The organism is Parasutterella excrementihominis YIT 11859 (genome assembly GCF_000205025.1).
Taxonomy (GTDB): Bacteria; Pseudomonadota; Gammaproteobacteria; order Burkholderiales; family Burkholderiaceae_F; genus Parasutterella; species Parasutterella excrementihominis.
Genome location: NZ_GL883693.1, coordinates 14,753 through 27,927, shown reverse-complemented (window position 1 = coordinate 27,927; position 13,175 = coordinate 14,753). Strand labels below are relative to the sequence as shown.

Sequence of the window (13,175 nt, the reverse complement as noted above, 5' to 3'; positions counted from 1 at the left end):
AGGCCCTTCATCGCGGTGAAATCACGCTGAAGACAAAGCGCGGACAATCGTTCCGCGCGGAAACCTTCATGGGAATTATGCGCTGGGAGGTGCTGAACCGCCTAAAGGCGTCGCATTCTGAGCTGAAGGTGCACAACACCTACGGCTACTTAACCAAGCACGCGCGAATCGAGAACGGCATTGCCAAGTCACATGGTGCAGATGCCTTTTGCATTGCTGGCAATCTTGGAGCCGAAAGGCTCGGCGAATTCTTCTTCCAGAAGCAGACGCGCCGGAACAACCGGCAGATTCACAAGCTCTCTATCCTCAAAGGCGCCCTTCGAAAGCGCAATCAGGCTCCCTTTGAGGTCAAAGGCTTCCGTCTTTTTGACAAAGTTGCCTGCCAGGGAGAAGAAGGCTTCATTTTCGGCCGTCGATCATCGGGGTTCTTTGATGTTCGAAAACTTGACGGAACCCGCATTTCAGCCGGCATCAGCTGCAAGAAGCTGCATCTGCTGGAAAAGAGACAAACCTATTTAATAGAAATTCGAAAGGAGGAGGCGTTTCCTCCTCTGCCTGAAGGCAGGGGTCTCCGCGCCTAGTTGTGATGAAAGAAACGATATTTGACTCTTTGCCCGTTATCGGAAAATCTCTTGCAGAAATAAAACCCTCAGACAAATATCGAGAAAATTGTCCGGCAGGCAGTGCGCTTGCCATGTCCATCGCGCAAAACGCGGTTCAGCTCAAAAAACAAAACAAACTGCTCACTGTTATCTGTGCTGATCCAAGCGATGTCATTCGTCTCCAGGACGAAGTCACGTGGTTTGATCCTTCTTTAAAGCTTACGGTTTTTCCCGATTGGGAAACGCTGCCTTATGACGTGCTGAGCCCACACGCCGATCTTGTCGGTGAACGCCTTCAGACACTGTACCTGCTTTTAAATCGTCAAAAGCGCCAGGACCCAGTCGACGTCTTAATCGTTTCTGCCAGCACGGCAACGCAGCGTCTTGCGCCGAGAAACTATATCGGCTCAACAACCTTCTTCTTCCGCAAGGGCGACCGCATTGATCCGACCGATCTTCGCGCCGAATTAGTTGCGAGAGGCTATGAACATGTCTCTCAAGTGGTCGCACCCGGCGAATTTGCCAGCCGCGGCGGACTGCTTGACCTCTTCCCGATGGGCGCGGCCAAGCCTTATCGTCTGGATTTCTTTGATGACGAACTCGACGAGATCCGAGTCTTTGATCCGGACAATCAACGATCGGTAGAAAAAGTTGATGAAATCCGCCTGCTTCCGGCCCATGAATTTCCGATGGGCAAGGAGGCTAGGTCTGCCTTCTGTTCTCGCTGGCGAGAAACGTTTGAAGGCGATCCGAGCAAAGTGACGCTTTACAAAGACATCGAAAACGGCATTGCCGCGCCCGGCGTTGAGAACTACCTGCCGCTCTTCTTTGACGAAACCGAAACCCTCTTTGATTACATCGGTTCTGACGCTTCTCTGATCCTGTTGGGCGACGTAAACAGCGCCATCGAACATTTCGACAAAGAAACCGAACAGCGCGCCAAGTTCCTTCGCGCTGACGGTGAACGCCCGATTTTAGATTTCAAACGCCTTTATCTGAGCGCGCCTCAATTTTTTGAACTCGCCGGCAACTACGCTCGTCTGTCACTCACAGACAAAGAAACAGCAACTCCGAATTTCCCTTCTGTCGCCATTGAACGCAGAAAAGACGACCCGCTCGAGGGATTGAAGGCATACAAGGATCTTTGCTCTGCCCGCAGCTGCAAGCTCTTGGTCATGGCAAATTCCGCGGGCCGCCTGGAAACAATTTCAGATGTCTTTAAAGAGAACGGACTTAAAGCACCTTTGGTGCCGGGATTTGAGAAATTCTTAGAAAGCGGAGACAACTTTGCGCTTTGCTACGGTCCGCTCTACGACGGAATGGAACTAGAGAATCCGCCGATTTCCATTCTGACGGAAACAGAACTTTATTCCAACTCCGATCGTCCGGTCAGACGCCGGCGCCGCAGAACAGAGCGCGAAAGCAACATCGAGATGATGATTCGCGACCTCTCCGAACTTAAAGTCGGAGACCCGGTCGTGCATTTGGATCACGGTGTCGGCCGCTATCGCGGTCTGACTTCAATGAGCACGCCGGACGGTGAAGCAGAATTCCTGCAGATTGACTACGCCAAAGAGGCCAAACTTTACGTCCCGGTCGCTCAGCTGCATTTGATTTCCCGATATTCCGGCGCGGATCCGGAAACCGCCCCTCTGCACTCCTTGGGCAAAGGCGATTGGGAGAAGGCTCGCAAGAAAGCGGCTCTCCAAGTGAGGGATACGACTGCCGAACTCTTGAACATTTATGCCCTGCGTCAATCCCGCAAAGGCTACGCTTTCAAATTCAGTTTGGCTGATTACGAAGCGTTCTCCGAAGCCTTTGCTTTTGAAGAAACGGAAGACCAGCTAGCCGCCATTAACGCCGTTTACCGCGACATGATCTCGGATAAACCGATGGACCGTCTGGTCTGCGGCGACGTCGGCTTCGGTAAGACCGAAGTTGCTCTTCGCGCTGCGTTTATGGCTGTCATGGGCGGAAAACAAGTCGCAGTTCTTTGCCCGACAACGCTGCTTGCCGAACAGCATGCTCAAACCTTCCGCGATCGTTTTGCCAACTGGCCGGTGAGAATTGCCGAACTTTCTCGTTTCCGTTCTTCAAAGGAAGTGAACGGATCGATCGAAGGTATCAAAAACGGCACGATCGACATTGTGGTCGGTACGCACAAACTGCTTTCCGATAAGGTCCAATTTAAAGATCTCGGCCTTGTCGTCATCGATGAAGAACACCGCTTCGGTGTTCGTCAGAAAGAACAGCTCAAATCTCTTCGTTCGGAAGTCGACATTCTGACGCTGACGGCAACTCCGATTCCTCGCACTTTGTCGATGTCTTTGGAAGGCATTCGAGATTTTTCCGTTATTGCAACGGCGCCGCAAAAACGCTTGGCCATCAAGACCTTTGTCCAGCGTGAAAGCGACTCTCTGATACGAGAAGCCGTGCTGCGTGAATTAAAGCGCGGCGGTCAGGTTTACTTCCTTCATAACGAAGTCGAAACCATTGAAAACGCCCGCATGCGTCTCGATCAGCTCCTTCCGGAAGCCCGCATCGGCGTTGCACACGGGCAGATGAACGAGCGGGAACTTGAACGCGTCATGCGTGACTTCTATGCTCAGCGCACCAACGTGCTGCTTTGCACAACGATTATCGAAACCGGCATCGACATCCCGAACGCCAACACAATCATCATGCATCGTGCCGACAAATTCGGCTTGGCTCAGCTCCATCAACTGCGCGGCCGCGTCGGACGCTCCCACCATCAGGCTTATGCCTATTTGCTGACCCCGGGCGAAGGTGCGATGACCAAAAATGCCGAGAAACGGCTTGAAGCCATTAAAGAAATGGAAGAACTCGGCAGCGGTTTCTATTTGGCTATGCATGATTTAGAGATCAGAGGTGCGGGTGAAGTCTTAGGCGAACATCAATCCGGCTCAATGACCGACGTAGGTTTCGACCTCTACACCCAGATGCTCGATTCTGCCGTCACTGCCTTAAAAGAAGGCCGCGAACCTGATCTGCTTCAGCCGCTGGAAGCCACGACAGACATCAATCTGCATGCGCCTGCCCTGCTCCGTTCAGACTATGTTCCTGATGTTCATAACCGTCTGACTTTCTACAAACGCCTTGCACAAGTCAAAAACAAGGAAGATCTTTATCAGATTCAGGAGGAGATTGCCGACCGCTACGGCAAGCTGACTCAGGAAGCCAAGAATCTGATTCTTACGCACCGTATACGTGTGGAAGCCAAGCCTTTGGGTGTTTTAAAGATCGACGCAGGTGAAGACTCCATCATCTTTACCTTTAAAGATAAACCCTCGTTTGACCCCGGAAAGTTCTTCCGCATGCTTCAAGCAAACCGAAATATGCGCATGCTCGGGCCGAATCGGTTACGATTAGAAACTTACAGTGATACCGCCGAGAAAAGGGGCGACAACATCTTACGAATCCTCAAGGAGCTCAAGTGAGTCACGATTTAGTTCTTCAAACCAAGATCGGACGCGAAGAAACTTTGGAAAAGTTTCTTCACACCATTGGCAAAAAAGGCACGATCAAAGATCCCTGTGCGGTTCGTCTGCGCCGTGTCAACCGTGAGGAATTCGAGGCTCGCTGGGCTCAGAAAGCAAGAGCCCTTCAAATCGATGCGAATTGGATCGAGCCGGGATTAAAGCTGAAGAATTTCAAGCTTTTTGCTACCGATATGGATTCCACTTTCCTGAATTTGGAAACACTGGATGAAATGGCCTCTTTCGTCGGCAAAGGTGAGGAAGTCGCCCATATCACCGAGCTTGCGATGCAGGGCAAAATCAAAAATTACGCAGAAAGTCTAACTGCCCGCGTCAAGCTGATGGCCGGCGCCGACGCTTCTATTGTTGATCGTCTGATCGATCGTCACATCAAGCCCAATCCAGGCGCCGAAAAACTTGTTGCCGCCTTCAAAGCCGCGGGCATCCCGATGCTGCTCGTCTCCGGCGGTTTTAGCTGCGTAACAGAAGTTGTTAAAGAACGGTATGGATTTACGCACGTGATCAGCAACGAACTTGAAATCGTTGACGGCAAATTAACCGGACGAGTCACCGGACCGTTCGGCACGCCGATTATCGACGGTCGCGGCAAGATTTCTTACGTATCGGCTTACGCACTACAGCACGGAATCGAGCTCTCCGAACTCATCACTATGGGTGACGGCTCCAATGACATTCCTATGCTGGAAGCTGCCGGACTTTCCATTGCATGGCACGCAAAACCAAAGGTTAGACCGCACGCCAAACAAGCTTTTGACTTTGCGCCTTTATCCGGTGTCTTAGCCTTGTTCGATTAATCGAAAAATTTAAAATTTTTGATACCTCTTACACGCCTGCTCAAGGCGTGTAATTTTGTCTAGAGCCACAATAGACAGGTCGAATGGAATAACAGAGCTCTCAGCTCTTACTCGCATAAACTGGCCCCAATCATCCCCCTCTAGAACAACTCAATGTACTCATTACGCGAGAAGAATTTAACCACTCCAGAATGGAAGGTTTAGGCTGAAGCCAATACATTTAGGGAGACACCAGTGGTTAAGAAAGTATTATCTGCGGTTGCTTTAGCTTCTGTCTTTGCCGCCGCTCCGGCTATGGCTCAAACGGGCGGATTCACCGGCCCCGGCGCCACTCAAGTAGGTACGGTTGCTCAGCTAAAAACGCTCCCTGATGACGCTCATTTGATCTTGAAAGGCAACATTGTACGGAACGTTCAAGGTGACAAGTACGAGTTCAAGGATGCCACCGGCTCCGTCGAACTTGAAATCGACCGTAAGTATTGGAACGGTCAGAACGTCAAGCCCGAAAACACCGTGAAGTTAATTGTCGAAGTCGACAAGGACCTTCTCAAGACCGAATACGAAGTCGATGCTCCGGTTGAAGTTCTAAAGTAATCGCAACTTAGTCAGTTTTTAATATCGATCCTCCCGCTATTTGCGGGAGGATTTTTTGTTTGTGGGCAAAAATTATTAACCTGGAAGTATCGAAATAACAATAATAAGGTCTTTCCCTTAATTTGCAATTACAACACGAATATTCGTGCTGTTATTGTATAAATAAATTTTCAATTTCCAATTAGATCTCCTATATCCAAATTATTTAAACCAAATATCATCTTGTATGTTTTTTTATACGTGCGTTATTTGAACGCATATCTATGCAAAAATACTCTCCTTACAATTTGTAAAGAAGCCTAGACTCAAAGTATCGCAATCATTTATGGAGAGTTTAAATGACACTTCGTGTCACACCTTGGGGAAAGGATGATTTCAAAGCGACCAGCGAAGAGGCTGAGTCCAAAGACTGGGCCTATTGGCAAAACCGTCTGAATCGCGCCTCCTTGGTAATGCTGGCAGAGGAAGGAATTATCGATAAAAACATTGTCCCAAGAATCGCTGCGGCACAAAAACACGCAGAAGATCTTCAAAATCTGCCTGGCGCTCCTCGCCTCACGGACATCATGCCGTTGGAAAAAATGCTGATCGAATCCTGCGGTGAAGAAGCTACGCTCATTCACACAGGACGAAGCCGCCAAGACATGTTCACGACATTGAATGAGGCTCGTCTGCGCTTAGCAGTTTTGGATTTTTATGAAGCACTAAACAAACTGCGGACAAGACTTCTGTCGATCGCTCGAGAAAATATCGAAACATACATTCCGGCGTACACCAACGGCGTCCAGGCTATGCCGATCACTTTGGCCTTCTATCTTTGGGGATTTTTGGAATCCTTCCAAAGAGACTCAGACCGAATCATTGAAAGCTACAAACGCATCAATCAATCTGCACTCGGCGTGGCTGTGCTCGCCTGCTCCAGCTGGCCGTTGAATCGCGAACGCTTGGCTGAATTATTGGGGTTTGAAAAGCCCATCACGAACGGTCTGGATGCCGCTCAAATCAGCCTCTTTGACATTCCTTTGGAGGCTGCCTCGAATGCCGCAAATGTGGCTATCCGAATCGGCACACTCGTTCAAGACCTCGCGCAGCAATATTCACAGACACGTCCTTGGCTGCTCTTGGATTCCGGCGCCGCTTACGGCTCTTCAGCGATGCCGCAAAAACGCAATCCCGGCATTCTCAATAAAACTCGAGGGACAGCAAGCGACGTTGTCGGCGCTATGCAGACATCTTTTTTACGAGCCCATAACTTACAGCTCGGTATGTATGACAACAAAGAAAGCGTGTTGGAAGACTGCTCCGGTGTGTTCGTCAAAGGTGTCGAAATGCTGGAACTGATGGAACAGGCTTTCTCTTTGCTCAAGGTCAATCCTGCTCGTAGTCTCGAGGAGCTAAACAGCGATTGGACAACCACGATGGCGCTTGCCGAGGCCTTACAGCGACAATTCGAAATTCCTTTCCGTATCGGTCACACCTTCGCAAGTCAAATCGTGACCTATGCCAGAGCACGGGATCTCCATCCGAACAACTTCCCGTTTGAAGCCGCAAAAGAAATCTTCGGCAATGTCACCGAGCAGCTTGAAGACAAACGACTTCCGTTTGAACTTACACAGGAAGAATTTCGTACAGTTCTTTCTCCGGAACATGCCGTTCAGTCGGATGTCGGAACGGGCTCTCCGGCCCCGGCTAACGTACGTAGAGGATTGGACGAAATCGCCATACGATTAGAAGAAGACGAACAACGTCTCCGCGCATGGAGGAATGCTTTAGCAGACAGCGATAAAGCGCTCGACGAAGCATTCGAAAAACTTCTCAACAATAAATCTCAGGAGAAAAAATTATGATCTGGATTGGATTAGCAATCGTCGTTGTCACGTTCTATCTCATTTACAAGAACTACGAAGCGCGTTTGGTTTTAGCTTTGTCCGGCTTGGTGATGGCGTTCATCGGACAAGTTGTTGTCGGCACAAACGGAGGAGTCTCTGCCGCTGTGGATGCTTTCGTTAAACAATTAGTCAATGGAGGCCTGGTTCCGACCATTGTTACCGTGATGGGTTTCGGTTACGTCATGACTTTTACCAAATGTTCAGACCATTTGGTAAATCTTCTGGTTAAACCATTGGCTCGCGTTCCGGTAATTGTCATCCCCGGCGCCGTCATCATTACTTGGCTGCTAAACATCGTGCTGCCGTCAGCGGCAGGCATTGCTGCCGCAGTCGGTGTCCTTCTTATTCCGGCACTAATCGCCCTGAAAGTTCGTCCGGTGATGGCTGCCGCTGCCGTCTTCATCGGAACATGGGGTTCCGTCGTCAGCCCCGGCTTGATGTTCAACCCTCAGATCGCCGACATTGCCTTTAAAGCCAAAGAAATTCCGGCTCCGGATGCAATGATCGTGATTATGCAGGAAGCTCTCCCCTGCGCTATCGGTGCACTGGTCGCTGCCATCTGTCTGACGATTATCTGCATCGTCTTGAAAGAAGGCGTCGGATCAACGGAAATCGTCAAAGAACTTCCCGAAGGCGAAGAAATCCAGAAAGACTTCAAGGTCAACCCTATCAAAGCCATCATCCCGATTATTCCGCTTGCATTGCTGGTTCTTGCTTCCAAACAGGTCGGCGTTCTCCCGACAAAGGCTTTCTCGGTTCCCGTCTGCATGCTGATCGGTACAGCCATCGGCCTGATCGTTGCTTTAGTCAATAAACAAAAAATCGGCGATGCTTCCAAGAAATTCTGCCGCGGTGCCGGTGACGGTTTCTGCGACGTAGTTATCCTGATTGCGGCCGCTGCTATGTTTGCCTCGGGCATGAAAGCCATCGGCTTAACCGGCGCTCTCGTAGATGCGATGAAAGGTTCTCAGTCTGTCGCCATGTTCGCTGCCGCTGCAGGTCCCTTCGTAATGGCCGCTATTTCCGGTTCCGGCAACGCTGCCGCCTTAGCCTTCAACCAGGCAATTACACCGAATGCCGCTGACTTCGGTTTGACCATTGTTCAACTCGGTGCAGTTGCTCAGATCGCAGCAGGTTTAGGACGTTCTATGTCTCCAGTTGCAGGCGGCGTCATCATTCTAGCCGGTATCGCAGGCGTCAACCCGATGGAAGTGGTTAAACGTACAGCCATCCCGGCGATCGTCGCTTTGATCGTTGTTACGCTGCTGATGTTTGCAATGAGTTAAACACTGCTCCTTAGCGACAATTGATTTTCAAGCTGCTTGGAAGACATGGCCAAGCAGCTTGTTTTTTGCCGTTTGAAAATTTTCAATAATGCAGATGCCTTTTCAAATCTTCTAAAGCTAATGCTTGTCCTCCATAGCACGCCTTTCCGGACGCTGGAGGACGGAATGGAATGGTGTTCGTTTTCTTGTGTCGTTGGCCTGCTCCAAACAATTGGGCTTGCCTTTCGTTAAAGCCTTGTCCAAAGCGGCATATTGTGCATCAAGCTCAAAGACAACCTTTCGAAATTCAGGATTTTCCATCCATTTTGCAACCATCTGATCATGAGTCATTAGAGAGTCTTCGCGCACTACCGACCTCCTTGGTCTTTTTACCGTTTCGGAGGATACGCTGTCCTGACTGTTTGAGGATAGCTGAGAGACGGAAGGTTCTATGCTCGGCTTTTTGCATTTGAATTCCAAAAAAAGAGCTCCTCTTTCGATTAGAAAAAGGAGCTAAAACTTCTTCCTAAGATCTCTGAAAAGGAAGGACTACTACCTCAAACGTATCTATTTCAATGTCTTGACCTCTGCCGACAGTTTGACCAAACTCAATGCAACTTCTGCAGCTGCTTCAAGCGACGGAATGGGAATGCATTCATAGACGCTGTGATAATTCAACCCGCCTGTGAAAACGTTCGGACAAGGCAAGCCGCGAACAGAGAGACGAGCTCCGTCAGTACCGCCCCGGATCGGCTCTTCCGAAATAGGAATGCCCGCCTGGCGATAGGCTTCTCTAACGATTTCCATAACCTTGGGTGTCTTCTCAAGGTACGGACGCATGTTTTCATAACTATCCTTAATTGTTAAGGAGATATCTGCTCGCGATTCTTCTTCTGCAAGTTTTCGAGTCAAGTCTTTCAGCAGAGTCTTCTTTGCCTCGAACTTTTCTTTGTTATGGTCGCGGATCAAGATTCGGACGGAGGTTTCCGCAACAGTTCCTTCAATCTTATTAGGATGAATGAAGCCTTCATAACCTTCGGTAGTTTCCGGAGCCTGTTCTTCAGGGAAAGCGCCTATCAGCCGAGAGGCTAGCTTGATGGAATTAACCATTTTGCCTTTAGAAAGGCCCGGGTGGACTACCACACCTTTAATTGTCACCATGGCGGTTGCCGCATTAAAGTTCTCAGTCTCTAACGTACCGATTTCGCCGCCGTCAAAGGTATAAGCGTAATCAGCGCCGAAACACGGAATATCAAAATTCACGGTTCCTTTAGCAATCTCTTCATCGGGCGTGAATGCAACACATATCTTAGCGTGTATAACTTCCGGATGATCTTTGAGATAGGCCATGCAAGCCGTAATAGCGGCAACGCCGGCTTTATCATCTGCGCCTAAAAGAGTTGTTCCATCGGTGAAAATCACTTCCTGACCAACATACTTCTTAATCTCAGGAAAATCGTTTTCTCGGAAATAGATTTGTTTTTCCGGATTCAAAAGCACATCACCGGTCTCGACTTGAATAATTTGAGGTTTGATATTGACTGCTGGGGCATCCGGTGAGGTGTCCATATGAGCAATCAAACCAATGGCAGGGCAATCCTCGAAGCCTTTTGCGGCGTCAAGCGAAGCATAAACAACACCTCCTTTGCCGATATGCGCGTCTTCCAGACCATAAGACTTGAGCTCTTCCACTAAAAACTCAGCCATCTTAAGCTGATTCGGAGAAGAGGGCTCATCCTGACTTTCTCGGCAGGATTGGGTTTCGAACTTCACGTATTGAAGAAATTGAGAAACTAAATTTGGGAATTTTTTTGTTGACATTTTTCGATGAGAATTTGAACTTGAACAAAACGAATTATTTTCGTAAAAACAAGATAATGTTATAAGTAGAACCACCTACTACTAAAGTAATATTTTTTAAGTTTTTTACTTATTTTTCATATAGATAAAAACATAAAAATCAACAGGAATTTTTGATTGAAATTAGTGAATATCCCAATTGATTTACTTGAATTTGCTTATTTGTAAATTTCCGTTACATCCTTAACATGACCTCGTTCACTCCACTCAACGAGGTAAAAATGTCCTTTTCCGCTTGGGTTGCTTTGGCCGCCGTCATTGCAACTATTTACGGACTTATTAAGCGTTATGAAACACGCTTGGTCCTGCTGCTCGCCGGTTTAGTTATGTGTTGTTGTTCGTTGGACCCGATGGCTGCCTTCGAACAGTTCGATAAGTCCATGACAAATCGAGCGTTAATTATCTCAATCTGCTCTTCCATGGGCTTTGCGGCATGCGTTACTTTAACTAAATGCGACCTTCATTTGGTCAGCCTTCTTACCAAGCCGCTTAACAAACTCGGTATTCTGCTTCTTCCGTGCTGCATGCTCGTGACGGGCGTGGCTTCCTTGGCGATCGGTTCCCTTGCCGGCTTATGCGCAGCCATCGGCCCGACACTCATCGCTCTTATGCTCCGAGCAGGCTTCAGACCGGCGATCGCCGCTGCTGCCATTATTTCCGCCACACTTCCGAATTATTGGTCTCCGGGATCAACAGATAACATTCTGGTCGCTCAGTTAGCCGGTATTCCGGTGATGGAACAGATCAACCACATTTCCTTCAACATCCTGATTCTTTTCGGCCTGTGCATTGTTGCTTTAACCACGATTTGTTTTATCTTCGGCGATTACAAAAAAGGCGGCTTCCAGCAGTCCATTAACGAAAAAGGACTCATCCGGCCTCTTCCGGAACTTCCCCAGCATCCCAACCTTCTCAAGGCTTTTGCTCCTCTCCTTCCGGTCGTGCTGCTCTTTGTCATCTCGCTTTGGTTTCCCAAAGTAAAGATGAGTGTTGCAACCGCCATGCTGATCGGTTTCATCTATGTCATCTTCGTCACACGCAGCAATCCTGCCGAACTTGTTAAAAAATTCTTTGACGGCATGGGATCCGGCTACGGCAGCATCATCGGTTTAATTATTGCCGCAGGCGTCTTTGCTGCCGGCTTAAGAAGCTGCGGCGTGGTTTCCGGCTTCATCGACTTCCTTAAAGATTCTTCCGAAATTGCCAAGCTCGGCGGATCCTTCGGTCCGTACATTCTCGGCGTAATGACCGGCTCCGGTAACGCTGCAGCATTTGCCTTCTGTGAATCCGTCGTTCCTCATGCAGCCGAATTCGGTATGAAGATCCAGGACTTAGGCTTCTTAACCTGCTTGTCCGCAACGTTAGGCCGTGTTTCTTCTCCGCTTGCAGCCGGCGTCATCCTTATCGCAGGCATTGCCGGGACTTCTCCGCTCGAAGTCATTAAACGTTCAGCACCGGTGAGCTTAACGGCTATTGCTTTCACTCTCCTTCTTGTTTAACTCAACATCAAATCCGACATGAAAAAACTCACATTAGCCCTTCTTTCCGTCCTTGCTTTCGGCTCTGCTGCAGCCGCTCAGGATTCTGTCACTGTTTACGGACGCATCGACCTCGGCGTCGGTATTTCAAGAATCAATGACGGTTTCGGTTCAAAAGAGAACAATGCTCAGATGGTTACCGGCGCCGGTACGTCCAATCGTATCGGTATCAAAGGAGAAGAAGATTTAGGCAGCGGCTACAAAATTAAGTTCGTATTAGAGAATGGCTTTGACGCTGACACCGGTGCCGAAGCAACCGAAGGACTCGCCTTCAGCCGTGAAGCAACTCTTCAGATTGTCTCTCCATTCGGTACATTGGCGGCCGGGCGCTCTTCAATCCTCGGCACCGACGGCGGAAGCTTCAATATGCTGGGTAACGTCAACCCGTTCGGAACAGGTATTTGGGAGCTCGGCAACCAAAACATCGTCTACGGCAAGATGCCTGCCTCCCGTTTTGACAACGCCTTTACTTACCGTTCTCCGGAATACAGAGGACTTCAGCTGACAACAGAATACTCGATGGGTGAAGAAGGTAAAGAAAACCGCTCGACCTCCAATCATTATTTTGGATTGGGTGTGACGTGGAAAGGAGGACCAGCCGAGACGGTTGTCTTATTTGAACGAGTAAACGAAGCATTGACCACAGAAAAAAGAAGCCCCAAGGACATGTGGCGTATTACGGCCGGCGGAAATTGGAAGTTTTCTGCGGCAACCGCTTACCTTTCCCTGCAGTATTTCAAAAATGCCGATGCGCTTGGAACCGCTTCCTATAGTGCTTTAAAGGATAACGGCATCGGAAGCATCACTTCTGCTCAAATGAAAAAACTCGACGGATTGGAAGGTGAGAACATCATTCTCGGCTTCTCCACGCCGGTGATAGGTGGAAAAGTCTTAGGTGCTGTCGGCTATATCCATGCCAAAACCGATGAACTCTCAAAGAAGCTGAAAGCTGACGGCGGCTTCATTGCTCTTGGTTATCAGTATCCCTTCTCTAAAACGACACGTTTGTACAGTGCTATCGGAGCATCGGCAGCAAAATACAAATCCGGGGATCAATCGGTTAAACCGAGAGGATTCTACGGAACACTCGGACTTTCACATTATTTCTAGCAAGA

At 49.0% G+C, this 13,175-nt stretch carries 10 protein-coding genes; 8 read left to right on the top strand and 2 right to left on the bottom strand.

Annotated features, from left to right (window positions below; all coding sequences use genetic code 11):
* The 6 genes from HMPREF9439_RS04330 to dcuC (HMPREF9439_RS04305) all read left to right on the top strand — a co-directional run.
* On the top strand, positions 1–581 hold a 581-nt coding region (locus tag HMPREF9439_RS04330), incomplete at its 5' end, for a hypothetical protein (RefSeq protein ID WP_008863869.1).
* Positions 582–586: 5 nt separating this feature from the next.
* On the top strand, positions 587–4,060 hold the full coding sequence (gene mfd, locus HMPREF9439_RS04325; protein ID WP_008863868.1) for a transcription-repair coupling factor: 3,474 nt from the start codon (positions 587–589) through the stop codon (positions 4,058–4,060).
* Positions 4,057–4,914, top strand: coding sequence for a phosphoserine phosphatase SerB (gene serB, locus HMPREF9439_RS04320; RefSeq protein WP_008811036.1), 858 nt, complete (start codon positions 4,057–4,059; stop codon positions 4,912–4,914). The genes mfd and serB overlap by 4 nt, the downstream gene beginning before the upstream one ends.
* A gap of 234 nt (positions 4,915–5,148) precedes the next feature.
* Positions 5,149–5,508 (top strand): NirD/YgiW/YdeI family stress tolerance protein, encoded by a 360-nt coding sequence (locus HMPREF9439_RS04315; protein ID WP_008863867.1) that lies wholly within the window; start codon positions 5,149–5,151, stop codon positions 5,506–5,508.
* 338 nt (positions 5,509–5,846) lie between these two features.
* Positions 5,847–7,355 (top strand): argininosuccinate lyase, encoded by a 1,509-nt coding sequence (locus HMPREF9439_RS04310; protein WP_008863866.1) that lies wholly within the window; start codon positions 5,847–5,849, stop codon positions 7,353–7,355.
* On the top strand, positions 7,352–8,683 hold the full coding sequence (gene dcuC / locus HMPREF9439_RS04305) for a C4-dicarboxylate transporter DcuC (protein ID WP_008863865.1): 1,332 nt from the start codon (positions 7,352–7,354) through the stop codon (positions 8,681–8,683). The genes HMPREF9439_RS04310 and dcuC (HMPREF9439_RS04305) overlap by 4 nt, the downstream gene beginning before the upstream one ends.
* A 117-nt stretch (positions 8,684–8,800) precedes the next feature.
* Here the strand turns inward: dcuC (HMPREF9439_RS04305) and HMPREF9439_RS04300 are convergent, their stop codons facing one another.
* Together HMPREF9439_RS04300 and pepT are read right to left on the bottom strand one after the other, a co-directional pair.
* Positions 8,801–9,031: a hypothetical protein gene (locus HMPREF9439_RS04300; protein ID WP_008811032.1), complete on the bottom strand. Its 231-nt coding sequence runs from the start codon at positions 9,029–9,031 to the stop codon at positions 8,801–8,803.
* 198 nt (positions 9,032–9,229) lie between these two features.
* Positions 9,230–10,483 carry a peptidase T gene (gene pepT / locus HMPREF9439_RS04295; protein ID WP_008863862.1) on the bottom strand — a complete coding sequence of 418 codons (1,254 nt, stop codon included), beginning with the start codon at positions 10,481–10,483 and terminating at the stop codon, positions 9,230–9,232.
* Positions 10,484–10,743: 260 nt separating this feature from the next.
* Here pepT and dcuC (HMPREF9439_RS04290) point away from each other — a divergent pair, with 260 nt between their 5' ends.
* Positions 10,744–12,021, top strand: coding sequence for a C4-dicarboxylate transporter DcuC (gene dcuC / locus HMPREF9439_RS04290; protein WP_008811030.1), 1,278 nt, complete (start codon positions 10,744–10,746; stop codon positions 12,019–12,021).
* A gap of 18 nt (positions 12,022–12,039) precedes the next feature.
* Positions 12,040–13,170, top strand: a complete 1,131-nt coding sequence (locus tag HMPREF9439_RS04285; RefSeq protein ID WP_008863860.1) for a porin — start codon at positions 12,040–12,042, stop codon at positions 13,168–13,170.
* Positions 13,171–13,175 lie beyond the last annotated feature (5 nt).